The 25,506-nt window shown below is 65.6% G+C and carries 18 protein-coding genes and 2 tRNA genes; 8 read left to right on the top strand and 12 right to left on the bottom strand.

What is annotated here, in order from left to right; translation table 11 throughout:
• The first annotated feature begins 41 nt into the window (after nucleotides 1–41).
• From AC1DGD_RS18805 to AC1DGD_RS18790, 4 genes are all read left to right on the top strand, one after another.
• Nucleotides 42–1,073, top strand: a complete 1,032-nt coding sequence (locus AC1DGD_RS18805; protein ID WP_476857816.1) for a M20/M25/M40 family metallo-hydrolase — start codon at nucleotides 42–44, stop codon at nucleotides 1,071–1,073.
• Nucleotides 1,074–1,547: 474 nt separating this feature from the next.
• Nucleotides 1,548–2,819 (top strand): diaminobutyrate--2-oxoglutarate transaminase, encoded by a 1,272-nt coding sequence (ectB, locus tag AC1DGD_RS18800; protein WP_476857815.1) that lies wholly within the window; start codon nucleotides 1,548–1,550, stop codon nucleotides 2,817–2,819.
• Nucleotides 2,820–2,894: 75 nt separating this feature from the next.
• Entirely contained in the window at nucleotides 2,895–4,346 is a 1,452-nt protein-coding gene (locus AC1DGD_RS18795; protein WP_476857814.1) for an aspartate kinase, read from the top strand.
• A 15-nt stretch (nucleotides 4,347–4,361) separates the two neighbouring features.
• Entirely contained in the window at nucleotides 4,362–8,696 is a 4,335-nt protein-coding gene (locus AC1DGD_RS18790) for a Pls/PosA family non-ribosomal peptide synthetase (RefSeq protein WP_476857813.1), read from the top strand.
• Here AC1DGD_RS18790 and AC1DGD_RS18785 read toward each other — a convergent pair.
• The 6 genes from AC1DGD_RS18785 to bcp all read right to left on the bottom strand — a co-directional run bounded on the left by AC1DGD_RS18785 (nucleotide 8,693) and on the right by bcp (nucleotide 17,057).
• Nucleotides 8,693–11,872 (bottom strand): efflux RND transporter permease subunit, encoded by a 3,180-nt coding sequence (locus AC1DGD_RS18785; RefSeq protein ID WP_476857812.1) that lies wholly within the window; start codon nucleotides 11,870–11,872, stop codon nucleotides 8,693–8,695. The two genes, AC1DGD_RS18790 and AC1DGD_RS18785, sit on opposite strands and share 4 nt — an antisense overlap.
• Nucleotides 11,873–11,991: 119 nt before the next feature.
• Nucleotides 11,992–13,494, bottom strand: a complete 1,503-nt coding sequence (locus AC1DGD_RS18780; RefSeq protein ID WP_476857811.1) for a malate:quinone oxidoreductase — start codon at nucleotides 13,492–13,494, stop codon at nucleotides 11,992–11,994.
• 78 nt (nucleotides 13,495–13,572) lie between these two features.
• Complete coding sequence (locus tag AC1DGD_RS18775) at nucleotides 13,573–15,228, bottom strand: ABC transporter substrate-binding protein (protein ID WP_476857825.1); 1,656 nt, start codon at nucleotides 15,226–15,228, stop codon at nucleotides 13,573–13,575.
• A gap of 240 nt (nucleotides 15,229–15,468) precedes the next feature.
• Entirely contained in the window at nucleotides 15,469–16,146 is a 678-nt protein-coding gene (locus AC1DGD_RS18770; RefSeq protein ID WP_476857810.1) for a fasciclin domain-containing protein, read from the bottom strand.
• Between the two features lie 237 nt (nucleotides 16,147–16,383).
• Nucleotides 16,384–16,465: transfer RNA gene (locus AC1DGD_RS18765), tRNA-Leu, on the bottom strand.
• A 118-nt stretch (nucleotides 16,466–16,583) separates the two neighbouring features.
• The gene (gene bcp / locus AC1DGD_RS18760) at nucleotides 16,584–17,057 is read right to left on the bottom strand and encodes a thioredoxin-dependent thiol peroxidase (protein ID WP_476857809.1); all 474 of its coding nucleotides are present in this window, start codon (nucleotides 17,055–17,057) and stop codon (nucleotides 16,584–16,586) included.
• A gap of 109 nt (nucleotides 17,058–17,166) precedes the next feature.
• Here bcp and AC1DGD_RS18755 point away from each other — a divergent pair, with 109 nt between their 5' ends.
• Nucleotides 17,167–17,649, top strand: coding sequence for a MarR family winged helix-turn-helix transcriptional regulator (locus AC1DGD_RS18755; RefSeq protein WP_043433894.1), 483 nt, complete (start codon nucleotides 17,167–17,169; stop codon nucleotides 17,647–17,649).
• 89 nt (nucleotides 17,650–17,738) lie between these two features.
• On the opposite strand, the gene AC1DGD_RS18750 is transcribed toward AC1DGD_RS18755, so the two are convergent.
• Nucleotides 17,739–18,128, bottom strand: coding sequence for a hypothetical protein (locus AC1DGD_RS18750; RefSeq protein WP_476848897.1), 390 nt, complete (start codon nucleotides 18,126–18,128; stop codon nucleotides 17,739–17,741).
• A gap of 366 nt (nucleotides 18,129–18,494) precedes the next feature.
• A complete protein-coding gene (locus tag AC1DGD_RS18745) occupies nucleotides 18,495–19,124 on the bottom strand; it encodes a DUF2510 domain-containing protein (RefSeq protein WP_476857808.1) in 630 nt (209 codons plus the stop codon).
• Nucleotides 19,125–19,412: 288 nt separating this feature from the next.
• On the opposite strand from AC1DGD_RS18745, the gene AC1DGD_RS18740 reads away from it, so the two are divergent.
• Both AC1DGD_RS18740 and AC1DGD_RS18735 read left to right on the top strand, forming a co-directional pair.
• Nucleotides 19,413–19,601 carry a hypothetical protein gene (locus tag AC1DGD_RS18740; protein WP_476848899.1) on the top strand — a complete coding sequence of 63 codons (189 nt, stop codon included), beginning with the start codon at nucleotides 19,413–19,415 and terminating at the stop codon, nucleotides 19,599–19,601.
• Nucleotides 19,602–20,470: 869 nt separating this feature from the next.
• Nucleotides 20,471–20,725 (top strand): hypothetical protein, encoded by a 255-nt coding sequence (locus AC1DGD_RS18735; RefSeq protein ID WP_476857807.1) that lies wholly within the window; start codon nucleotides 20,471–20,473, stop codon nucleotides 20,723–20,725.
• Nucleotides 20,726–21,136: 411 nt separating this feature from the next.
• Here AC1DGD_RS18735 and AC1DGD_RS18730 read toward each other — a convergent pair whose 3' ends face one another.
• The 4 genes from AC1DGD_RS18730 to AC1DGD_RS18715 all read right to left on the bottom strand — a co-directional run bounded on the left by AC1DGD_RS18730 (nucleotide 21,137) and on the right by AC1DGD_RS18715 (nucleotide 24,313).
• Nucleotides 21,137–21,682 (bottom strand): hypothetical protein, encoded by a 546-nt coding sequence (locus AC1DGD_RS18730; protein WP_476857806.1) that lies wholly within the window; start codon nucleotides 21,680–21,682, stop codon nucleotides 21,137–21,139.
• A 202-nt stretch (nucleotides 21,683–21,884) separates the two neighbouring features.
• Nucleotides 21,885–21,957 (bottom strand) — tRNA-Lys (locus AC1DGD_RS18725).
• A gap of 116 nt (nucleotides 21,958–22,073) precedes the next feature.
• On the bottom strand, nucleotides 22,074–23,201 hold the full coding sequence (locus AC1DGD_RS18720; protein WP_476857824.1) for a PQQ-dependent sugar dehydrogenase: 1,128 nt from the start codon (nucleotides 23,199–23,201) through the stop codon (nucleotides 22,074–22,076).
• Nucleotides 23,202–23,248: 47 nt separating this feature from the next.
• Nucleotides 23,249–24,313, bottom strand: coding sequence for a sunset domain-containing protein (locus AC1DGD_RS18715; protein WP_476857805.1), 1,065 nt, complete (start codon nucleotides 24,311–24,313; stop codon nucleotides 23,249–23,251).
• Between the two features lie 185 nt (nucleotides 24,314–24,498).
• Between AC1DGD_RS18715 and AC1DGD_RS18710 the strand changes: the two genes are divergently transcribed.
• A complete protein-coding gene (locus AC1DGD_RS18710; RefSeq protein WP_476857804.1) occupies nucleotides 24,499–25,437 on the top strand; it encodes a LysR family transcriptional regulator in 939 nt (312 codons plus the stop codon).
• Nucleotides 25,438–25,506: the final 69 nt, after the last annotated feature.

Here is a 25,506-nt window from a genome sequence, read left to right as displayed (position 1 = left end):
GTGGCCTTCCTCCCCGGCGACTGAGGCAGTATGTTCTTAGCGTGACGGGTACGCGGAGGTACGAGCGGGGGCGCGCGGCGGCCGCGGCTGTCCTGGTGGCAATCAGCCTTTTGGTTTCGGGATGTTCGGCACCCACCGTGCTGGCCCCGGCGAGCACGGTGGACGCGCGCGCGGTGCTGGCGGCGTTCGAGTCCCGGGACGTGGTGGGGCACCTGCAGGCGCTGCAGCGGGTTGCCGATGCCAACGGCGGGAACCGGGCCTCGGGCACCTCGGGGTATGAGGAGTCGGCCCGATACGTCGAGGAACAGCTGCGCGCGGCCGGGTACTCGCCGGTGCGGCAGAGCTTCACGTTCAAAGAGGACGGCCGGCGCGGCAAGACGGTGGAGTCCTTCAACATCCTCGCCGACACGGGTGGCGATGCCGGGCACACCGTGGTGGTGGGTGCGCATCTGGACTCCGTGCAGGAGGGCCCGGGCATCAACGACAACGCCAGCGGGGTCGCGGCCGTCCTGGAGACCGCGCGGTGGATGAAGGAGGCCGGGATCACCCCGGCCAACCGGGTCCGGTTCGCGTTCTGGGGCGGCGAGGAGGACGGGCTGTACGGGTCCCAGCACTACGTCGACGAACTCAGTGCGGCCGAGATCGGCCAGACCGCGGCGAACCTGAACGTGGACATGGCGGCCTCGCCCAACGGTGTGCGGTCCGTGCATGACGGGGACGGATCGGATTTCGGCGACGGCGGCCCGGCCGGGTCCAAGGCGATCGAGGACATCCTGTTCCGGTACTTCCAGGAGAACGCGCTGCCGGCAGAGACCACGCCCTTTGACGGCGGCTCGGACTACGACGCCTTCCTCTCGGCCGGCATTCCCGGCGGCGGGCTGTTCACCGGCGATGTCGAGAAGAAGACCCAGGCCCAGGCGCAGGCCTATGGCGGGGTGGCCGGCAAGGACCTGGATCCCTGCTACCACGAGGCCTGCGACACCATCGCCAACACCAACCCGCAACTGCTCACCGAAATGTCCGGCGCCCTGGCCTACGGCACCGTGGCCTACGCGATGGCCAAGACCGGCTAAACACCAGCTTCGCCTTTCAAACGACTCTCAAAACGGTGTCCCATCCCTCGCCGCGTTCGCCGTCCCCGTTGGCAGAGGAAGTCGAATGTCCATGGCGCCGGCGCCCATGTCCGCCGGATGCCCGGCGGCCGGCATTTTTCCGAGTAGCCCGGGGCCGCAAGAGGTGAGAAACCCCGCCGAATCGGGTAGTTAATCAGCCGTTTGAGGGGAAAAGACAGGTACCCGCTACTCAGGTGCTGTGAGTTTCCTGAGATTACGATAAGAAACGGAAAAGCATTTGGGCAGGCGTCTAGGGTCTGCCCAGTTCCCGCCTAGAGCACCTCTCTGCGGGAGTAAATACGGGCCCCGTGAAAGCAACGGTCAGTGCGCCGCAGGCGCTGCGCTGTCCCCTTCCCGCGCCCGTCATCCGGAAAACCCGGGTTGTGTTTGCGCTCGGGCAACGTCGCTAGTCGGAAGTACGGGGGACATCGACAGATGGATATCTTCGAAAGCTTGGAGTCTGAGGTCCGCAGCTACTGCCGCAGTTGGGACACCGTGTTTGAACGTGCGTCCGGCAGCAGCCTCTACAGTGAAGACGGCAGAGAATATTTGGACTTCTTTTCCGGTGCCGGAGCACTGAACTACGGGCACAACAACCCGGTGCTGCTGCAGCCGCTGGTGGACTATCTTCTCTCCGGCGCAATCGTTCATTCACTCGACATGAAAACACCGGCCAAGCGGCGCTTCCTGGAAACCTTCCGGGAGTTGATCCTTGAGCCCAGGAATTTGGACTACAAAGTCATGTTCCCCGGACCGACGGGAACAAACTCAGTGGAGGCAGCCCTGAAGCTTGCCCGGAAGGTTACCGGCAGGCAGCATGTCCTGAGCTTCACCAACGCGTTTCACGGGATGACCCTGGGATCGTTGTCGGTCACGGGAAATTCAATGAAACGGCAGGGAGCCGGCGTCCCGCTGACGAACACATCGAGCATGCCCTATGACGGGTTCTTCAATGGTCAGATGCCGGACTTTCTGTGGCTCCGGCAAGCCCTGGAGGACAGGGGATCGGGCATCGATAAGCCCGCAGCGGTGATCGTGGAAACCGTCCAGGGCGAGGGTGGGCTCAGGGCCGCCCGGGTGTCCTGGCTGCGAGGCCTTGCCGAGCTGTGCCGGCAACACGACATCCTGCTCATCGTGGATGATGTCCAGGCCGGCTGCGGACGGACCGGGACCTTCTTCAGCTTCGAGGAGGCGGGGATCACTCCGGATATCGTCTGCCTGTCGAAGTCCATCTCGGGCTTTGGGCTGCCTTTGGCGCTGACGCTGTTCAAACCCGGACTGGATATTTGGAAGCCTGGCGAGCACAACGGAACGTTCCGGGGGCACAACCCGGCATTCGTCACCGGCGCCGCCGCCCTGGAGCACTACTGGCGGGACGGCAGCTTCCAGTCAAGCGTCGCGGGGCTCATTTCCCAGCTCCACGAGGGGCTTACCCAGATCGCAGCGGGCGTCGAAGGCGCCACGGTCCGTGGCCGGGGACTGCTCGCGGGTGTTTACTACCCCAACCCCGAGACTGCGGAGAAGATTGCGGCCGAATCCTTTGCCCGGGGTCTGCTCGTGGAAACGTCCGGACCCGAAGGTGAAGTGGTCAAGACGATGCCCGCGCTGACTATCAGCCCCGAGGATCTTCAGAAGGGACTCGATATTCTCGCTGCAGCCGCAGTGACTGTGACCGGGGAGCCGGTGGCCTTGGGATCAACCATTTGAGCATCCGATCAGGGCGAAACGGCTCGAAGGGGCCAGTGCCCCTTGCAAGAATCGAAGTAGATTTCGGGGAGCAAAATGGGTACCCGCAAGGCAACAGCTTTCAACGACAGTGATCTAGCGGAAACCGACCGGGCGATTCCCCCGGGTAGTGTCATTGTTCAAAAGTTTGGCGGTTCGTCCCTGGCGGATGCCGCGGGTATTCTCCGGGCAGCCGAGCGGATCGCCAAAACACGGACCAACGGCTATCGGGTCGTTGCGGTGGTGTCCGCCATGGGGGACACCACCGATGAACTCTGCGATCTTGCCGCGGAAGTTTCCGCCCGGCCCCTGCCTGTGGACCTTGACGCCCTGCTGAGCATCGGCGAGCTTGTGTCCTCGGCCCTTTTGGCGATTGCCCTGGCGGATCTCGGCCAGCTGCCCCGCACATTTACCGGCAGTGCGGCCGGCCTCATTACCGACAACATCCACGGCAAGGCACACATCACTGATGTCAGGCCGGACCGCGTCCGCAGTAGTCTGGCCCGTGGCGAGGTCCCCATCGTCGCAGGATTCCAGGGCAGGACGCAGAAACGGAACAGGGTGACCACGCTCGGCCGTGGCGGCTCGGATCTCACCGCGGTCGCCCTGGCCGCTGCGCTCGAAGCCGATATTTGCGAGATATACACGGACGTCGACGGCGTCTACACCGCGGACCCCCGGGTTGTCCCGACGGCGCGGAAGATCGAGATCCTCTCGAGCGAGGAAATGCTTGAGTTCGCCGCCTCCGGCTGCAAGGTACTGCACCTGCGGTGTGTCGAATACGCCCGCCGGTTCGGTATTCCGATCCATGTGAGGTCCTCCTTCGTGCCGGAGTCCGGGACGTTGATCCTGCCTGGCCTTGACCGTCATCCACTGCTCCAGCCCGCCAGGGAACAACCCGAGGTGACCGCAGTTGCCGGGGTCAACTCGGCGTCGAAAATCACTGTGCTGGGAATTCCGGACCAGCCGGAGAGCATGGCGCGCATCTTGCATGTCCTCTCCCGGTCCGGGGCGCATGTCCAGGCAATTGTCCAAAATACGGCCGGCCCCGGCCCGAGGCGTTCCGACGTTGCCCTGATCGTGCCTGCTGCCCATGCAGGTAACGCCCTTGCTGTGCTGGATGCCGAAAAGGGAAGCATTGGATTTGAAGGTTTGCAGCACGACGACCGGGTGGGCCGGGTGTCCATTACTGGACTGGGCATGCGGTCGTCCCCGGAAATCTTCTGCACCTTCCTCAAGGCTCTGTCCGACGCCGACGTGGAGCTCGATCTCGTCGACATCTCCGAGACCTCCGTGGGGGCTGTCACGCACGCCGACCGGCTCGCGGATGCCGAGCGCGCTGTCCGGCGGGCCTTCGGCATGACCCCGGCGGACGAGGCAACGGCGGCGGGTCATGAAGGCCGTCTCACACCCGCTGTTGGCCCCCCGCTCCAGACGTGGGTCCCGATTTCCGACCAGGATATGACCCCTGTTCCGGCGGGCGACAGAACTGTGGCACGTCACTTCTAGCGAAGGAGCTAAAGGATGGGCAAGACCGCGAGGACCGGAAACGGCCTCACCAGACCTCCCGAGTTGCGGGGAATCATGTCGATGATCGGCGGCTCGGAAGGCGGAACTGTCCTGACGTCGGCTGCGCCCGATCAGGCCGCCCGCTGGCGGCGGGGCGAGCGGTTGGACCGGCTGTTTGAGGATAGTTGCGACCGCTTGCGGGAACAGGGGCGCGGCGACCAGGTTGCCGTCGATGCGGGGGACGTTGTCCTGACGTACACGGAGCTGGATGAACGGGCGAACCAGCTGGCGCGGCATCTCTTGGTGTGCGGTGCCCGGCCGGGTGACCGCATCGCCCTGCTGTTTGACCAGCCATGGCGGGCCTACGTGGCGATGCTGGCCGTTCTGAAGATCCACGCGGCCTATGTTCCCCTGGACCCGGGTTTCCCCCCTGACCGTCTTCAGTACATTGTCGAGGACGCCAACGTGGCCATGGTCCTGTCTCTGTCCCATCTGAGGGATCTGCTGCCTGAGGTGGCCGCTGTCACGGTGTGCGTCGATGATGTGCAGGCCCAGATCGACGCCAAGGATTCCTCCCGTTTGGGAAGCGCGGACCATGGCGGAACCAAGGATGAGCTGGCCTACATTATCTACACCTCCGGCTCGACCGGCCGGCCCAAGGGCGTGGCAGTGGAGCAGGCCAGCATCTGCAATTTTGTCCGGGTGGCCTCTGACATCTACGGGATTGAGTCCACGGACCGCGTGTACCAAGGTATGACGATCGCCTTCGATTTCTCGGTGGAGGAAATCTGGGTTGCCTGGATGGTCGGAGCCACGCTGGTGCCCAAGCCGGGCCGGTCCAGCATGCTGGGTGCCGAACTCGCGGAGTACCTGCAGGAAAAACGGATCACCGCCCTTTGCTGCGTTCCAACGCTGCTGGCGACGCTTGACGAGGACCTGCCCGATTTGCGGTTCCTGCTGGTCTCCGGAGAGGCGTGCCCGAAGGATCTCGTGATGCGCTGGCACCGCCCCGGCCGGCGCTTCCTGAACGTCTACGGCCCCACCGAAGCGACCGTGACTGCCACCTGGTCGGTCCTGGACCCGGACCTGCCCGTGTCCCTCGGAGTGCCCTTGCCCACCTACACCGCGGTCATTGTGGATCCCGCCGAGCTTCGGGCCCTGCCGCGCGGTGAAATGGGAGAAATCGGCCTCGCAGGGGTGGGGCTGGCGCGCGGGTACGTGAACCGTCAGGACCTGACGGAGCGGGCCTTTGTCCCGGATTTCCTCGGAATCGAGAACAACCCGTCCGGCCGGATTTATCGCACAGGGGACCTCGGACGGGTGAACGACGACGGGCAGCTCGAATATTTCGGCCGGATCGATACCCAAGTCAAAATACGTGGCTACCGCATCGAACTGAGCGAAATAGAATCCGTCCTCCTGCAGCTCCCCGGCATTGCACAGGCAGTCGTACAGACGTATGAGCCGGAACAAGGAACCGTGGAGCTGGCCGCCTACTACACCCTGCGCCAGGACGTGGAGGGCGTGGATGCTCATGACCTCCACCGGATGCTGCGCACCAGGCTCCCCGGATACATGGTTCCTGCCTATTTTGAACAGCTGGACTCCATTCCCATGATGGCCAGTGACAAAGTGGACAGGAAGCGGCTACCCCGTCCCGAGCACAGGATCAGCCGGGCGGCCGCGGGGTCCTTTACCGCCCCCACAACTGCCGCCGAAGAGGCCCTGGCCGCGCAGCTTGGCACCGTCCTGAGCCTTGAGAAGGTTTCCACCGATGCCCACTTCTTCAACGACCTTGGCGCCGACTCGCTGTTGATGGCCCGCTATTGCGCCCGCATCAGGAAAGAAACCGCCCTGCCCGCAGCCGCGATGCAGGATATCTATGAGAACCCGACGGTCCGGCAGCTCGCCGCCTGCCTCGAAGCCCGGCACAGTGAATCCGTCCTCAGCGCGGCCGTAGCAGAGACCGACGCTGTACCCCCGGTTCCGATGCCACCACCCAGCACCTTCCAGTTCGTCATGTGCGGGGCAATTCAGTTGCTGATTTTCCTGGGTTACACTTCGTACGCTGCTTCCCTGCTGATTATCGGCTTCCAGTGGACATCCGGGGGCAGCAATCCATTTGACATGTGGCTGCGGTCCATTGGTTTCGGCGCCGCCATGTTCCTGATCCTTTCCGCGACCCCGATCCTCGCCAAGTGGATTCTGGTTGGGCGGTGGAAGCCGGGCAACATCCGAATATGGAGTCTGGCTTATCTCCGTTTTTGGGCAGTCAAGACACTTACCAGGGCAAATCCACTGGTCTTGTTCGCCGGCTCTCCGCTGTATGTGGTGTACCTGCGGCTCCTGGGCGCAAAGATCGGCAAGGGGGTGGTGATCTTCTCCCGGAAGGTGCCCGCGTGCCCGGACCTGCTCACCGTCGGTGACAACACAGTCATCCACAAGAACTCCTCGTTCCAATGCTATCGGGCACGCTCGGGCATGATTGAAACCGGTCCCGTGATGCTGGGCAGAAATGTCCTTGTGTCGGAGAAAACCACGTTGGACATCGCTACGTCGATGGGAGACGACACTCAGCTGGGACATGCTTCATCGTTGCAGACCGGGCAGGTTGTACCTGGTGGACAAATCTGGCACGGTTCGCCTGCTGCGCGCACCAACACCAATTACCTGCGTGTCCCGCCCACTAATTGCGGCACGCGACGCAGGGTCATTTTCAGCCTTCTCCAGTTGTTCAACCGTTTGGTCCTGGTGGTTCCGGCGGGCCTTCTCGGGCTGGCCGTGCTCCTGCCCCCCTACCTGAGCACGGGACACCTGCAGCCGGGCTCCCCAAACTTTTTCATAGACGTACTCGCCGTAACACTGGTTCTGTTCGTTGTCGGGCTGATCACCGGCCTGATCATCATCTTCAGCATCCCGCGTTTGCTCAATCGCTTCATCAAGCCGGAAAAGGTCTATCCGCTGTACGGCGTGCACTTCACCATCCAGCGCATGATCGCCCGCGTGTCCAACGTCAAACTGTACAAAGACGTCTTCGGCGACAGTTCGTACATAGTGCACTATCTGAAGGCCTTGGGTTATAACCTCGGCAGGGTGGAGCAAACCGGGTCAAACTTCGGCCCCACACTGGCCCACGAGTCGCCGTTCCTGAGCTCAGTGGGAACAGGAACTATGGTCGCGGACGGCCTCAACATGATGAACGCCGACTTCTCAAGCACGTCGTTCCGTCTCTCGCGGGTCCACCTGGCTGGCCACAACTTTCTCGGTAATGCCATCAGTGTTCCGATCGGATCCAGGGTCGGGGAGAACTGTCTCTTGGCCACGAAGGTGATGATTCCGATCGACGGTCCGATCCGTGCGGATGTGGGCCTGCTGGGGTCACCGCCGTTCGAGATTCCCCGGTCTGTTCAGCGTGACGCCCAGTTTGACGAACAGACGATTGCAGAGGCGCGGAACAGCGCTCTCCCGGCAAAGAACCGGCACAACATCCTGAGCATGGTGCTGTTCCTGGCCGTGCGCTGGTTCCTGTTGTTTGTTGCCACGTTTAGCGCCGCCGTTGCCGTGTCGGCATTCAGCTTCCTCGGTGTGCTGGCGATCGCAGCCATGATGCTCACCTTGCTGCTGTTCCGCGTACTGATTGCCGTGCTTGTTGAGCGCTCGGTCATGGGCTTCCGCCACCTGAAGCCGCAATACTGCTCCATCTACGACCCCTACTTCTGGCGGCACGAACGTCTATGGAAGCTGCTGGCCATGCCGGGCTTCAACGGAACCCCGTTCAAGCCCGTGATCTGGCGAATGCTGGGCGTCAAGGTCGGCAAGCGGCTCTACGATGCCGGCGCCAACATACCGGAGAAAACTCTTGTGGCTATCGGTGATGATTGTGCGTTCAATGAAGGAGCCACCATTCAGGGCCACTCCATGGAAGACGGGGCCTTCAAGTCCGACTACATCGTTCTCGGCAACCGCTGCTCCCTTGGCGTGGATTCGTGGGTCAACTACGGGGTGACGATGCAGGATGGTTCGTCACTCGGTGCCGACGCCCTCTTGATGAAGGGCGAAGACGTCCCGGAAGATGCAACCTATACCGGCAACCCGGCGCGGGAGGTGACAAGCCCCGTCGCCCCTAAACCGCTCGCGGCCGTGGTTTCTGGGAGCCCTCGCTACGGCGTTCCGCGCCACGGTGGCCCCCGCCACCGGGAAGCCGTCGCAGTACCCGCTGGACTCGTCAGACTCTCGAAGGGAACCTACGCAACTCACGGAACGCACAGGGCGCCCAAGGCAGCGCGGACCCTCGTCAAGCCTAACGTCGAGGCCGAGGACAAGGCAGGGACGCCGGGTTCTGGTTCCTAGTGCGAACTGGTTGGCAGGGGAGCGTCTTCGGGGAAGTCGTCGGGGAAGTCCTCGGTCACGGCCGGCCCGGAATGGCGTCCGCGGCGCAGCGACTTCTGTAGTGCCCTGCGCTCGCGCCGCCCTTCCACGAGCCGGTACAGCACCGGGACCAGGATGAGTGTGAGGGCGGTGGAGGAGATCAGGCCGCCGATCACCACGATCGCCAGGGGCTGGGAGATGAATCCGCCGCCGCCGGTCAGTCCCAGCGCCATCGGTGTCAGGGCGAACACCGTGGCGAGCGCCGTCATGAGGATGGGGCGGAGGCGCTGGCGGGCGCCGTGCATGATCGCGTCCGCCACGTTCATCCCGGGTTCGCCATTGCGGGGCTGGCGGTACTGGTTGATGAGGTCGATCAGCACAATCGCGTTGGTCACCACGATGCCCACGAGCATCAACATGCCGATCAGCGACGGCAGGCCCAACGGCACACCGGTCACCACGAGCAGGGCGATTGCGCCTGTCGCGGCGAACGGGACGGAGACCAGCAGGATCAGCGGCTGCACGAGCGATTTGAACGCAGCCACCATGATCACGTAGACGATCGCGATGGCAGCGAGCAGGGCGAGCCCGAGCTGGCGGAACGAATCGGCCTGCTGCGTCGTGGCACCGCCGATCGTGGCGGTCACCCCGGGCGGCAGCTGGACTGACTTGAGCCGGTTCTGCACCTCGGTGCTGACCGCGCCGAGGTTGGAGCCCGACGGCGTCACCGAGACCCGCGCGGTGTGCTGGCCGTTGCTGGCGGTGATGGAGACGGGGACGTCCACCTGCTCTACCGAGGCGATGCTGCCCAGCGCAACGGCGCCGGCCGCCGTCGGGAGCGGCATGTCCCGGACGGCCTCGATGCTCGTGAAGCGGGTGCCCTCGCCAATCCGGACCGGGAAGTCGTTGGTGTCGATGCGGATCGTCCCGGCCGGAATCGGGCTGATCGTGGCGGCCAGGACCCCGGCCACGCGCTCCTCGTTCAGGCCGGCCGCGACGGCCTTGGCGCGGTCCACCTTGACCTGGACCACCGGCTGGCTGGCGGCCAGGTTGGTGGCCACTTCGCTGCTGCCCGGGACACCGTCCATGGCCTTGACCATCGCGTCACTGGCCGTCTGGAGATCGGCGGTGGTGGCGGCCTTGAGGGTGATGTCCACGGTTGACGAAGTGCCGAAGCCGCCCTGCTGGGAACCAACCGTGATCTTTCCGGCGTCGCCGAGCTTGGAGAGTTCGCTGCGGACAGTCTCCTGGAGCTTGCCCTGGTTGGCTTTCTCGTCCGTCACCACGGTGAACGTCGAATTGGACGCGCCGGAGGAGAGCAGGGCCGAGAAGCCGGTCTGGGCGTTGCCGGTGGTGGCCTGGACGTCCTTGATTCCGTCGATGCCCCGCAGGGTGTCCTCGACGCGGATCGCCGAAGCGCTGGCCTCGTCAAGGCTGGTCCCTGCCGGCAGGGCCTGCTTGACGGTCATGCTGTTCTCGCCGGAGCGGCCCAGGAGGTCGGTGGCGAGCAGCGGGGACATCGCCACGGTGCCGGCAAGCACCAGGGCCGCGGCGACCAGGGTGAGGACCGGGTGCCGCTGCGTGCCGGACAGGACAGGCAGGTAGCCGCGCTGCAGGAGCGTGCTCTGCTCGGCCTCGTGCGCCTTGGCGGCAATGCCAGCCGCAGAAGCCGGAGAGCCGGTGACGGCGGGCGTGCGCAGGAACCAGTAGGCCAGCACCGGCACGATGGTCAGCGAGACCAGCAGCGAGGAGAGCAGGGCGATGGTCACTGTCAGGGCGAACGGACGGAACAGCGCACCGGCCAGGTCGCCGACGAAGGCGATGGGCAAGAAGACGGCCACGGTGGTCAGGGTGGACGCCGTGATGGCGCCGGCAACTTCGCGGATGGCGGTTCCGATCGCGGTGATCTTGTCCTCGCCGTAGCTCAGGTGCCGTTTGATGTTTTCGATGACCACGATCGAGTCGTCCACGACGCGGCCGATCGCGATGGTGAGCGCGCCAAGGGTGAGGATGTTGAGTGAGTAGCCGGTGCCAGCGAGGCCGATGAACGTGATCAGCAGGGACAGCGGGATGGACACGGCCGTCACCAGGGTGGCGCGCACTGACATCAGGAACACCAGGATCACCAGGACGGCGAAGCCCAGTCCCAGCAGGCCCTCGGTGGTGAGGTCCTTGATGGACTTCTCGATGAACGGCGCCTGGTCGAAGACCGGGGTGAATTTGGCGTTGGAGCCAAGCTCGGCCTCAAGTTGCGGGATGGCGTCCTTGACCGCGTGGGAGATCGCGACGGTGTCGCCCTCGGGCTTCTTGGTCACGGACAGGGCGAGGGTTTCCTTGCCGTTGGTCCGCGTGATTGACGTGCGGGCGTCCTCGACCAGGCTGACATCCGCCACGCTGCCGATCGTCGCCGCATCACGGGCCGCGCCCAGCGGGAGGGCCTTGATGGCGTCGAGGGAGTCGACCGGGCTGCCGATCTGCAGCGAGAGGGTTTTGCCCTGTTCCTCGATGGTGCCGGCCGGGACCAATGCACCGTTGTTCTTCAGCGCGTCGCTGATGGCCTGGAGGCTCGTGCCCGATGCCGCCAGGTCCCGGGGCCGCGGCAGGATCTGGATGTGCTGCGTGGCGCCGCCGGTCACGTCGGCGCCGCGCACGCCGTCGAGCTTCTGCAGCACAGGGACGCTGAGCCGGGCGAGATCGGCGTTGAGTTCACTGAGCGGTTTGTCGGAGGACACGGCCAGGAAGACGATCGGGAAGTCGCTGATGCTCCCGGCGATCGCCTGCGGCTGGACGTCCTTCGGCAGGGCCTGCTTGGCGTTGGAGATGGCGCGGTCGATCTGGTTCCGGGCCCGGTCCAGGTTGGAGCCGTAGGTGAACGCCAGGGAAATCTGCGAGACGCCGTTCCGGGACGTTGACGACGTCGATTCCAGCCCCTCGACGCTGTTCAGCGCCTTTTCCAACGGGGCACTGATCTGCTTGTCCACGACTTCCGGCGACGCACCGGGCATCGAGGAGATCACGGTGATCTGCGGGAACTCGATGGAGGGGATGAGCTCCTGTTTCAGCGAGGACATCGTGATCACGCCGAAAACGCAAGCGAACACCGTGATCAGCGCGATCAGGGCCCGGTTGGCGAGAGACAGCTTTGCGAGCCGGAACATCTCATGGTCTCCTGGTGGGTCGGGGGCGTCCTGCACAACGGGACATCAAAAAACGGGGACGTCACGGGTTGCAGCGGTCCCAAACCAGCAGTGTAAACCAGCCGCGGCCGGGCACCGGCTTAGTTGCTGGCGGTGACCTGTTCGAGTTGCAGCGCCTTGGCCGTCTCGGCCTCCAGCGTGGCGGCGAGCTCAGGGTTGTCGTTGAGCTTGACGCCGTAGCCGGGCATCATGTCCTTGAGCTTGGACTGCCAGCCCTTGAAGTTCTTCGGGAAGGACTTCTGGAGCAGCTCGATCATGATCGGCACGGCGGTGGACGCGCCCGGGGATGCGCCAAGCAGGGCGCCGATGGTGCCGTCGCGTCCGGCGATGACCTCGGTGCCGAACTGCAGCACGCCGCCCTTCTTCGGGTCCTTCTTGATGATCTGGACCCGCTGGCCGGCGGTGATGAGCTCCCAGTCGCCGTCCTTGGCCTCGGGGTAGTACTCCCGCAGGGCCTCGACCTTGTCGCCGTGACGCTTGGCGACTTCCTTGATCAGGTAGGCGGTGAGGTCCATGTTGTCCTTGGCCACGGCCAGCATCGGGATGATGTTGGAGGGGCGGATGGACAGCGGCAGGTCCAGGTAAGAGCCGCTCTTGAGGAAGTTCGTGGAGAAGCCGGCGTACGGGCCGAACAGCAGGGAGCGCTTGCCGTTGACGTAGCGGGTGTCCAGGTGCGGCACGGACATGGGCGGGGCGCCGACAGACGCCTGGCCGTAGACCTTCGCGCTGTGCCGGGCGGCGATGCCCTCGTCGGTGCAGCGGAAGAACTGGCCGGAGACCGGGAAACCGCCAAACCCCTTGCCTTCCGGGATACCGGAGGCCTGCAGCAGGTGCAGGGCCCCGCCGCCGGCTCCGACAAACACGAACTTCGCGTGGATGGAGCCGTGCTCGCCGCTCCTGGCGTGCTTCAGCGACAGGTCCCAGCCGCCGCCGGACGCGCGCTTGATGTCGCTGACGTTGTGGCCGTAGTTGATCTCCACGCCGTTGTTGCCCAGGTAGGTGGTCAGCTCGCGGGTCAGGGCGCCGAAGTCGACGTCGGTGCCCTCGGCGGCGCGGGTTGCCGCGACGCGCTGCTTGGGGTCGCGGCCCTTGACGATCAGCGGGGCCCACTTGGCGATCTGCGCGTGGTCCTCGGAATACTCCATCGAACGGAACAGCGGGTTCGGCTTGAGTGCCTCGTAGCGGGTGCGGAGGAACTTGGTGTGGTCCTCGCCGATCACGAAGCTCATGTGCGGAACGGTGTTGATGAAGCCCTTGGGGGAGCCGATCAGCGAGTTCGAGACGAGGTGGGACCAGAACTGGCGGGACAACTGGAACTGCTCGTTGATGTTCAGGGCCTTGCCGGGGTCCACCGAGCCGTCTTTGGCTGCGGGGGAGTAATTAAGCTCACACAGGGCAGCGTGTCCGGTGCCGGCGTTGTTCCACGGGTCGGAGCTTTCCAGTCCGGGCTCGTCCAGACGCTCAAAGAGCGAGATGGTCCAGTTCGGCTCAAGCTGCTTGATGAAGGCGCCGAGCGTGGCGCTCATGATGCCGCCGCCAATCAGGACGACGTCGGCGTGTTGGGTCTTGGAAATGAAAGTCACAATCAGTCTCCGATAGCAGCGGCTCTGGCTGTCACAGAATATCCCGCACCGCCCACTAACTGAAATTGGCCCCGGGCGTCAAGGCCTTAGCTCGACCTTTGTGAAAACTTCGTTCAGCACCGGCGACGCCGGGTACTTCAGCACCCGGTCCGAGAGCGCCAGGGCCGAGATCGGGAAGGCAATGGGAACCGCAGGCACCGTGGCCGCGATCTGCCCGTTGATGGTCTGGTACTCCTCGGTGCGGTCCTTGCCGTCCGGCAGGCCCCGGGCCCGGGCGATCTTGGAGAAGACCTGGGGATCCTGGTAACCGAATTCGCCGGTGTTCTCGCCGAAGAGCGGGCCCACGAAATTGTCGGGGTCCGAATACGAGCCGTTCCAGCCCAGCAGGTGCAGGGCGTGGTCGCCCGGGGACGTGACCTTCTGCAGGTAGCCGTCAGCCCAGTCCACCGGTACGGGCTTGACGTTGAGCCCGACGGCGGTCAGTTGCCGGCTGATCTCGGCGTACACCTTTTCCGGCGTCGGCAGGTAGGGCCGGGTGACGTTGAGCGGATAGTAGAACTTCAGCTCCTCGCCCTTGTAGCCGGCCTCGGCCAGGAGTTCCTTGGCCTTGCCCGGGTTGTAGCCGAGCGCCGCGGCATTGTTGTTGAAGCCGCTGAGCTTGGGCGGAACAAACTGGGATGCCTGGGCCGTGTTGTCGATGAAGAACCGGCGGATCAGAGTGTCCTTGTCCAGCGCCATTTCGATCGCCTGGCGGACCTTGAGGTTCTGCAGGATGGGGACCTGCTGGTTCATGCCCAGGTACATCACGGAGAACGGGTCCCGCTGGATGATCTGCTTTCCGCTCTTGACCAGTTGGTCAAAGTTTCCCACGGTGACGGCGTCGTAGGCGTCGATCTTGCCGTCCAGGAGCGCCTGCATCCGGGTCTGCGGGTGATCGTAGGTCACGAACTTGATGGTGCCGATCTGCCCTTTGTCACCCCAGTAGTCCTTGTTGCTGGCCAGGGAGACGCTGCCCGAGTCCCAGGAGCCGAAAACGTACGGCCCTGTGCCTACCGGGTGGAGGCCGTAGGCGGATACCGGCTGCCCGCCCCGGCGCTGGTTCAGGACGTCAGCGTTCTCCGCGGCGAGGGCCTTGGGCGAAGAGATCGCGAAGGCCGGCAGGGTGAGGGCCTGGAGAAAACCCGTGAAGGGCTGGGTGAGGCCGATCCGCACATTGTCCGGCGCGACGGCGGTGCAGTTCTTGTATATGGACAGCGACGCCTGGTCCGCATGGGCCTTGAAGACGCCCTTGAAGGTGGTACCGGTGGCCTGTTCGCGGAGGGCCGGTGAGAAGTTGAACCAGCGGTTGAAGTTGGTGCATACCGCGGCGGCGTCGAACGGTGTCCCGTCCTGGAATTTAACGTTCCCGCGCAGCTTGAACTCGTAAGTCCGGCCTTCATCGCTCTGGGACCATTCGGTGGCCAGCAGCGGCGTGGGCTGGCCGGTGGTCTGGTCTACGCCCACGAGGCCTTCCAGTACCTGCCGGGAGACGCGGTATGACTCGACGTCGGAGACCAGGGCAGGATCGAGCCCGAGCGGCTCCGAGCCGGTGCCGAAGGTGAAAAGCGCGGTAGGTGCCGCGCTGGCGGTGGCAGAGGCGGTGGGGGAGCTGGGTGCCGGGCCGAGGCTGCCCGTGCAGGACGCGAGCGGCAGGACAAGGAGGGCGGCCCCGATGCTTGCGGCAATCCGCCGCACTGTCCTGCTGGGCACTGTACTGCTGGGCACTCGAGAATCACCTCTGGGAACTGGATGGTCCGCCGGCTGCGGACCAGCCCCAGTCTAGTTGACGGCCGGGTCCGCCAGCTCTTGTGGCACACCGCCGCAAGGCGCACGGCAACGCAAAAAGCGGAGGCCCGCACCTGGTGGTGCGGGCCTCCGCTTCTCCTAGTGGTCCAGGGAGTCAGGCTGGAGCCGGGCAGGAGTGCAAAGGGCTGACTACTTGGGCATCAGGACTGAGTCGACCATGTAGACAGTGGCGTTGGCGGTCTGGACGCCGCCGCAGACAACGTTGGCGCCGTCAACCTTGAGGGCATCCTTGGTGCCGGTGACCGTCACCGAACCGCCTTCAACCGTCTTGTGGGTGCCGACGATCTGGTCCGGGGTGATCTTGCCGGGGACAACGTGGTAGGTCAGGATCTTGCTCAGCGTGGCGTCGTCCGTCTTTAGGGCCTCGATCGTGGCCGGATCGATCTTCTTGAAGGCGTCATCCGTCGGGGCGAAGACGGTGAATTCGCTGCCGTTGAGCGTGTCCACCAGGTTGACCTTGGGGTTGAGCTTGCCGGACACGGCGGCGGTCAGGGTGGTGAGGATCGGGTTGTTGGACGCCGCGGTGGCTACCGGGTCAAGCGCCATGCCGGAGACGGAGCCGGCACCGCTGGGAACCTGGGCGGCGTAGGCGGCGCAGCCGGACCCGACGAGGTTGGCGGCCGGATCCATGGCCGCGGCGGAGGCGCTCGTGGAGGGGGAGGCCATGCTGGATTCCGCCGGTGCGGAGGACGGGGCCGAGGAGGCGGGGGCCGACGAGGCGCTGGATCCGCCACAGGCAGTGAGGCTGAGCATGGCGGCAGCTGCGATACCTGCAACGGCGAACGTGGTGCGCTTGATGTTCTGCATTTCGGTTTCTCCTTTGTTGTGCCGATGTTTGCCGGCGGCGAATTTTTGCCGCTGCGGCCCTTTCCCGACTGTTGGGCACCGACCCTTGGTTGGTGTCTCAATGGGTATTCGGCTGCTCGGAGGAAACGGATGGGTGCGGATGTGAAATTCTTTTTGGCGGGGTCAAAACTCCTGAAAAATCCCGGAACAGCGCCGGAAACCACAAGAACCCCGGTCCGAAGACCGGGGTTCTCTCTGTGCGCAAGGGGGGACTTGAACCCCCACGCCCGAAGGCACAGGAACCTAAATCCTGCGTGTCTGCCAATTTCACCACTCGCGCGCGGCGCCGTCGTCGTCCCGGGAAAGAACCCCGGCGGCGGACGCCAGGCTCCATTGTACCTATTGCCGGTTTGCTGGTTGCAACGGCTGCCGCGGGCGGACGGACCGGAGACCGGGGACTAGGCGTCGAGTTTCAGGTCCCGGCGAAGTTTGGCGACATGCCCGGTGGCCCGGACGTTGTACTGTGCGACGGCAACCCGGCCGTCGGCGTCGACGACGATGGTCGAGCGGATCAGGCCCTGGTAGGTCTTGCCGTAGTTTTTCTTTTCGCCCCAGGCCGCGTAGGCCTCGGCGACGGAGTGGTCCTCGTCGGAGAGCAGCGGGAAGTTCAGCCCTTCGGCGGCCGCGAACGCGGCAAGCTTCCCGACGGGGTCGGGGGAGATGCCCACGACGTCATAACCTGCGGCCTGAAGCGCGCCGAGGGAATCCCGGAAATCGCAGGCCTCCTTGGTGCATCCCGGCGTGGCGGCTGCCGGGTAGAAGTAGAGCACGGTCTTCCGGCCCCGGAAATCACGCAGGCTGACGTCCTGTCCTTCGGCGTTCTTGAGGGTGAAATCCGGTGCTGTGGCACCGGCGGTGAGTCGCTCGGACACGGGTGTCTCCTTGGTGAGGTTGGTCATGAAGCGGGGTGATAATCCAGCGTAGTGACGCGATCGGCGCCGGACGAATCCGCTGCTCGCTATACTCTTGGGTATGCCTGATATGGATCGCTGGCCCACGGGCCGCCTATTGTCCACGGCAGCACGTCTTGTAGAACACTCCTGGAACGAAAAATTGGGGGCCATTGGCCTGACCCATGCCGGGGTGATCGCCATGGAGGTGCTCTCGGCGAATGGGCCGATGACGCAAGCCCAATTGGCCCAGCTCGTCCGGGTCCAGGCCCAGACGATGGGCAAGACACTGAGCCGGCTGGAAGCGCACGGCCACATTTCGCGGCACCGCAGCACCTCCGACCGGCGCAGCCATGTGGTGTCGCTGACTGACCAGGGGCGCGAGGCGGTTGCCGCGGCCGCCGACATGGAACGTTCCGTGCTCGCCGCCACGCCCATTGACCCCGACGTGCTGCGGCAGGAGCTCCAGGCCGTGGTCAGGGTGCTGGCAACCAAGTCTTCCTCGCCGGAGGCCAATGCCATCGTCACGGCTGCCGAGCCGGGCGCCATTGCCGGGGCCACCCCGCTGAATTAGCCACGCTGCTGAGGGGGAACGGGAACGGGACGGCAGGGTTTCCCGCCGTCCCAATCAGTTCCGTTCTCGAGGCCTTCAGTGGTGACCGGTCACCAGGTGTTCCTGTGGTGGTTGTGTTTCTTATTGTCGTGCCGGTTTCCGTGATGGTCCCAGAACCCGTCCTTGTCATGCCGGCAGCCGTCCCGGCCCGTCCATGAGCCGCGGTGGTCGTTGTCGTCACGCCAGTTGCCATGATCGTCGCGCCAACCCCATCCGTCGTCCTTGTCATGCCACCGGTTCTCCCCGTCCCACCAGCCATTGCGCGTGTCGTGCCGGTTGTTGTCCCGCATGTGGTGCCGGTTCACAAATGAGGACTGACTCCAGGAGCTGGCGGAGGCGGTCGAAGTGGTAACGGCGGCGCTGGCAGGCACGGCGCTGGCGCCCAGGCCCAGTGCGGCGGTCACCGCGGTTGTTCCAATGATGCGAATAGCCTTGTTCATGAAACTTGGTCCTTACGGAGATCGATTTCCCTGGCCCCGGGGGCGGGCCGTGCAGGCATGCTGCCGGGGGCCCATGATTTCCGTGTCTGCTGACGCGATCCTCAGTGTGGGCACCGGGAGATCTGAATATCATTTTTGGTGGTCGCGTCGGGCCCTCTGGCCGGCGTTGTTGTCGGTCCGGGTCTGCAGGACCGGTCGCTCCAGAACTGTTGCCCGGAGCACCTTTCCAGTCAACGCCCCAGCATTGACTCTCAAAAGGGACTAAAGACCCTGTTTCTGCCGCAATCGGACGGATCGTTTCAGGAGCCAGGAAGCTGGCGGTCGGAGCAGCCCCGGCACGTTGGCCGCTGCCTGGGCTGACGCTGCCTACACCGTTACAGCCTGGTTCGCCAGGGTGGCGACGATGGCTGACATTTTGAGGCCGGTGAGCACCGCCGTGAGCAAGACGACGCTGATCGTGACCCACACCGGGGCGAGCCCACGCCGCGGGGCGACCTCGTGGACGATCACGGAGCGGCCAATCACGTAGACCTCCCTGCTGAGGAACACCCACGCCCAGTGGAACGGCCGGACAACGCCGTCCTTGCGCAGCCGGTCCCAGTCCAGGTACGCCAGGAGGGCGGACACACCGTAGGCCACGAAACTGATTGCTATGAAGAGGAAGTAAGGCGCCGTGAAAATCGACGCCGGATCAATTGTCTGGATCTGCCGCGGGCCCACGGTGCGCAGCCGGAGCACAGGGTTCCAGAACATCAGCAGGATGAGCGGCACGAGCGGCAGGGCCACAATTGTCCAGATGTACGCGTTGTAGACCGGTGTCCGGTCGCTGATGCGCCTGCGCTGCGCCACCGGGTGGCGGGGCGGCGTCGCCTGGAACTGGGGTGCGTTGAACTGGCCGGTCCAGGCCGAACCGTTCCACCACTGAAGCCGGCCCGAGCCCGCCGGGTCCGGATACCAGCCAGGGCCAGGGGCGGAGGCGTTGGGCGGGACGGTCATGGCTGTTCATCCTTTGCGGGGCGTGGCGCGCGTTGGTTTCTTCTGTTCCGTGACAGAGCGTACAGGGGGATGGGCAACTCCATGATTCCCCCATTGGTCGCAGTGGTGCACTGGATGGAGTCTAACCGCGGCCCGTGCCGGCGGGAAGGCCGGCCGACGGCGCAGACCCGTCCGCTGGAACCCTTGGGCCAGCCTGCCGCCCAGGCGCAAAAGGGCAGTCCGGAAGTATCGACGCGCCAGCCGATCGGGAGGACGATTAATAGGCAACCACCACGAAGGAGGTCAGTGATGTGCTATTCGTACAACAGGGATTCCTGGCGGGAAACCAGGAAGGATGCCGCAAAGGAATCTGAGGATCGCCCGGAGACGCGGTCGCAGGCGCCGGAATTCAGGTTCTGGGCCTTCCCCCGCCGCAGCAAGGAGTTCACGGTCGAAGAACCGGAGAAGGTGCGCGACCGTTCCCGCGAGAAGGTCTGATAAATCGATGTGCATGAGGCGGCCGCTGAACCACACAGATCACTGTGACGGTTCGGCGGCCGTTTCATGGCCGGGCGGGCCGGCGGAGGCCAATGGCCGCGGAGACGCCTATGAGCAGGCCGCTGAGCGCCAGCAGGAATCCGCCGGCGAGACTGCCTTGCCCGTCCGGTCCGGGACCGACCCTGCCGGCCGCCGCTGCGGAAGGATTCGCCGTTGCGGACTCCGGGCCCTGGCCAGCGTCCGGCGACTGAGGGGCGGACGTTCCCGCCGTGGCCGGGACCGGAACGGAACCCGCCGCCGGTGGGGTGGGGGCTCCCTGGCTGACGGAGGGGGCGGGGCCCGGCGTCGGCGGAGCCGCGTCCTGTCCGGGGACCTGGCTTTGAGACGGCGACTGTGACGGTGGTTGGGGCGGCGCGGGGTCCGACGGCGGCGCTGTGCTGCCCGGGGGAGTCACACTGGGCGCCGGGGAAGCGGACGGTGGGCCCGGCGTCGGCGAGGCGGGGCAGATCTTTACGGGAAGAAGGCCGGCCGGCTTGCAGGGCCCGGCCGTGGCTGGCAGCGCAAGGACCAACGGCGAGACCGCGAGCAGCAGGGCCACGGCGGATGCGGACGAGACCTTCCGGGTGGAGTTCATCCTCACCATCGTAGGGTTCCACCGCCGGCAGCCACGGAATCCCGGCCTTTGCGTGTCTCCATTGCCCGGGCAAGGTCTTCGCTCAGCAAGCCATCGTCACTGTGGACCAAGAATCGGTAGGGTGAGCCATCAGCACTGGGCAGCGACAGCGAACCCCGCTTCAGCAAAAGGCCCCAAGCATCCGGAGATCTGACTCATGCCGACCACTGAGGGCCGCAAGCGAATGGAACCCCGGATGACTCGCGGCTCCTGGAAGTTCAGCGCCTGGTCGGCCGCCGGGCTGGCCTTGATCGGTGCTCTGCTCGCCTTCAACAAGCTCTGGCCGGAAAGAGGCTTCGACGCCGTCTCCTTCTGGATCTACACGGCCATGTTTGCGATGGGCGTGATCCAACTCTTGCATCTGCTCCGGGTCCGGAGAAACGATGCACCATTCTGGGACGCGGAAGAGGCCCGCCGAGCCGACTGGGACCAACGGGGCCGGCAGCTGTAGGACCGGCTCCGGCCGCACAGCAGACCTGGCACTCAACGCGGCAAGGATCTCCAGCTGCGGCCCTGGAAGGCCAGCACAATGGTCCAGACGATCGGCACCAGCGGGGAGGCGGACTCACCCAGGAGACCAGCCGGCGGCGCTTCGGCGGCATTCCCTCCAGTGAGTCGGACGGCCACGATTGCCACTCGTACGTTCTACCGCCATCACCGCTTCCCGAGGTCATGGCGACAGACTACGCGCACCCGTCCCGGCCGTAGTCGATGTCCTGGAACAGCCACGCCTCGCAACGCGAAAGGGATCGAGAGCAGCATTTACGGTCGGCATCAGTAGTCCCTCCACCGCGCGAGTCCCTCCACCACATGTTGGGCTGGGTCCGATGCGCTGAGTTGAGTCCATACAGGCTCGTTAGCCTCACTGGCCCGTGACTTTGATTCCGGCGACCGCCCCGGTCCAGGCGCCGGTCGGGTCCGGGCGGGTCAACTGGGCACTGACGTAGCCCTTCTGCAGTTGGACGACCTGCGATTGGGTTCGCGAGCAATCGACCTCGAACACCGTGTGCTCTGTTCCGGCCAGCGAGTTCTGGGAGAGGAAGATCTGGGCATGGGGGATGCCCACGCACGCCGCGGTGACTGTGTGCGGACCGGCGGTCGTCACCGTTGCGGCTTTGGTGAAGCCAACCCCTGGCCCGTCCGCCGGACCGGCGTCAGAGAGGAGGACGGACCCTGGCGCCTCGGCCAGACGCTTGTGCAGCTCGGCGTAGTTGCTCGCTTCCACGCCCAGCACCCCCGGATCTTTGGTCGGGGCGGCGGGCGCCGGCCGGTGGCTTTGCCCGGCCGCCGTCGGCCGGGGATCGCCCTCGTCCTCGTAGGCGCAGGAGGCCAAACTACCGGCGAGCAGCAGGCCAACAACGTATGCCGCAGCGCAGCGGACTGTTTTCGTTCCCCCAGGACCAGACATGGGCCGAGTCTACGGTCAGTGCCCTAAATGGCGAGTCATCCCGGGCCGGCCGGTCGGGAGGACTTAGCCAACCTCATTACGAGTCTGGTCTGCGGCACCAGCCCGGATCCGGCTTGTCGCGGCGTCGCGCCGGCCTTTCGCCAACAAAAAAGAAACCCCGCCTCGCAGGCCGCTAAGCCTGTAAGACGGGGTTTCTCGCTTGTGCACCCCCCGGGACTCGAACCCGGAACCCATTGATTAAGAGTCAATTGCTCTGCCAGTTGAGCTAGAGGTGCATCTGTTGTTTTCGTTCACCGGGGCTTTTTATTTCCCGCGTTGTTCTCCGCAACGACATGAAACTCTACACGAGATTGGCTGTCGTGTGAAATCGAGGGGCGCGGGATGGTCCGGGTCAGCCGGGGAGGTTCAAAATCAGCGCGAAATCAGGGTTTTGCCCGTTGCTGAGGAGCCACAGGCGCCCGTCAGGAGCGAGTGAAACGTTGCGCACCCGGCCGTACTTTCCTGTGAAATAGCTCACAGGATCTCCGGCGAATTCGCCGTTGAGGGGAACGACCCAGAGCCTTTGGCCGCGCAGGGCGCCCAGGTAGGCGGTGCCGCCGACAATTTCGAGTCCGCTGGGGGAAGACTCCGCCGTCGACGGCCACACCACCTTGGCGTCCAGGAAGCCGGGGCGGTGCGGGGCGCCCGTCACCTCGGGCCAGCCGTAGTTGCCGCCCGGCACGATCAGGTTGAGCTCGTCGTTGACGTCCGGGCCGAATTCGCTGGCCCAGAGCCGGCCCGCGCTGTCCCAGGCCAGTCCCTGGACGTTCCTGTGGCCAAAGCTGTAGACCGGGTTATCACCAAACGGGTTTCCTGGTGCCGGCCTGCCATCCGGAGTGAGGCGGAGGATCTTCCCGCCCAGCGCCGCGCGGTCCTGCGGCTGCTCCCGGCGCTGGGAGTCGCCCGTCCCCACATACAGGAAACCGTCGGGCCCAAAGCGGATCCGGCCGCCGTTGTGCGTGCCGGCCTTGGAAATGCCGGTGAAAACCGGTTCCAAGGCGCCGAGCTCCAGCCTGCCGCCACGTTCCTCCAGCCGCATGCGGGCGATTCTGTTGTCCGCCGCCGCGGTGAAGTAGGCGTAGAGGTAACGGTCCGACGCGAAGTTGGGGGAAAGGGCAAGGCCCAGGAGGCCGCCTTCGCCGCCGGGCACGACGCCGGGCACTTTGCCGACCGTACCGAGCTGTCCGTCTTTGATGGTCCTGAGCAGTGCTGTGTCGCGCTCGGAGATGACCGCGGTGCCGCCGGGTAGATGGACCGTGGACCACGGCAGCTGCAGCCCATTAACCCGGCCCGCAACCGTGGGCTCACCCGCTGCCCCGGCCGTACCCGCTGCTCCGGTGGCAGTGCGGTCTCCCGGCTGAACCACGGGCGAGGTTGAGCCGCCGGTGCAGGCGCTCAAGAAAAACAGGACAACGGCAAGCGCCACGGCCCGGGCCGCTGCCCTGCCAGCGAAGCGCCTGCCGGTAAAACGCGGGAGTATCAAGGGACGCGTTGAGGGGGGGATGGGTCGGCCGCCCGGACCGCCGGCTACTGCCGTGTCCGGCGCGGCGGCCGAAACCCGGCTGCTTCGGCGTGGGCCGGGGAGGCAAACCACACCTCAGCCCGGGTTTCTTCATACGCCGGGCTGGTCTCGTCGTGGTAGATCATTGACGAGGCATTGCCCTTGACTGTGAAACCCTCAGGGCCGCTTCCGTCAGCCGCCGGAGCCGCTGAGCCCTCGCCGTAGGGCTGCTCGGTGGCCAAGTGGCCGGTGGGCTCGGCCGTTTGGCTGGCGGAGGCCTCGGCCCCTGCCGGCGAGGCCGCCATCTGCGTCGTTTCCGTGTCAGGGGGACCTGCGGGCTGTGTCCCGGCGTCGGGCACTCCGGGCATCGCCGTGCCGATGCCGGTACCAGCGCCAGTGCTGGTTGAAGTGGCCGTGCCGGTAACGGTGTCCTCGTCGTCGGCCGGTTCCGCGGCTGCCGATTCCGCCCCGGGCAGAGTCGGCGCGTGGGGCTCAGTGTATTCGGGGTGGTGGACGGGCAGGCCCGCCGCCCCAGTCTCCGCAGCAGCGCCAAGCTCGGCGGCCGTCACAGCGTGCGCACCGCGGGCCGGCTCAGCGTGGGCCGCGGCGGTGTGTGTCTCCGCCGGCGGGGCGGTCTCGGACCACTGGGTCTCCCACTCGGCATTGCCCGGGGCGCCCGTTGCTTCCGGGGCGGCCTCGGCGCCCGGCTCGATGGTCGGGGCCACTGCGGGCTCGGTCGCCTCGGGGGCAGCCGTGGCCTCCCCGGCCGCTGCGTCCGGCTCAGGCGCAGGCGCTGCCTCGGGCGCGGCCATCGCGGCACCGGCGGCACCCGCCGTCGGACCCGCGGCCCCGGCCGCTGCCGGGCCAACCGGACTGGCCGCCGCCGTCGAACTGGCCGCCGAACCGCTCGCCGCGCCAGACACCGGCGTCGAACCGGCGGGGCTGCCAGAAGAAATGCCGGCAGAAGTGCCGGTGCTGGTGCCTGCGGCGGATGAGGAATCTGCGCCCGGGCGGCTCTTGTTGCGGTTCAGCAGCCGCCAGACCACAGCGACCACCACGATGATGACAACGAGCCAGACGATCCAGTCCATAGCAGAGCCTTTCAGTCCGTATTCAGCCCATGAGGCATGGTTGCCGATGCTTGACGTTACGTCCGGGCAAAGCCGGCTGTCCACCCTCCCGGCGGCCAAATGCCGGGCATTCCTGGAGCGGATCCCCGGCCCGGTGAGCCACCCGGAACCGGAATCAAACCCGGCCCGGCGTGTAGCCTCGCCTCATGGATTTCAAGCGACTGCAGATACTGCGTGAACTCGCCGGCCGCGGAACCGTAGGCGCCACGGCCGAGGCCATGAAGGTCACGCCATCTGCAGTGTCGCAGCAACTGAAGACCCTGCAGGAGGAACTGGGCGTCGTCCTGGTGGAGAAGTCCGGCAGGGGAGTGCGCCTTACCGAGGCAGGGCTGGCCATGGCCGGCGCCGCCGCGGACGTGTCGACGGCCATGGCGCGGGCGGAAGCAACCATCGACACGTACCGGCGCGGCTGGCAGACGCGGGTGGTGGCAGCCTTCTTTCCCAGCGCCGCGGAGATGTTCCTGCCGGGCATGCTGCACCGGGTCAAGGCCGTCGAGGGGCTGCGGTTCGAGGCGCATTTCGAGGACCCGGGCGTTGCAGGGTTCGCCGGGCTGACCGCGGACTACGACATCGTCCTGGCGCACAGTGTCGACGGTCCGGAAGTCTTCGGCGGCCAGGGCCTGACGGTCGTGCCGCTGCTGGACGAACCCCTGGACGTGGCCTTGCCGGCCGGGCACGCTCTGGCCGGCAAAGCCACACTGTGCGCCGAGGACGTCGTCGGCTTTCCGTGGATGGGAGTCCCGGAGGGTTTTCCCTTCGACTCCGTGCTGCGCCAGATCGAGGTGCGGGCCGACTCGACGGCGGTCCGGGCCCAGCAGTTCCCGGACCTGCGGGTCCTGGAAGCACTGGTCAGCGCCGGGCACGGGCTGAGCCTGCTGCCGCGGTACACGGCGGTCAGCAACCAGGGCCGGGGGTTCGTCCTGCGCCCGCTCGAGGGTGTGCAGGCCAGCCGGAGCATCGTGGCGCTGGCCCGTCCGGACGTCGCGGCCCGGACCACCATCCAGCAGGTCCTGGCGATGCACAAGGCCGAGGCCCAAGGTGTCGCCGAGGCCCCGGAACTGCGTGACGCGGCTCACCGGGCCTAGGTCAAATCGGGTCCCGGTTTCATGATGTGAGACGAGAGTCCACTATTTGATCGAAATATTCCCAGTTTT

The organism is Arthrobacter sp. 05T45 (genome assembly GCF_056395875.1).
Note: the sequence above shows the minus strand (reverse complement) of the source record. Positions and strands in the feature narration are given on the sequence as shown.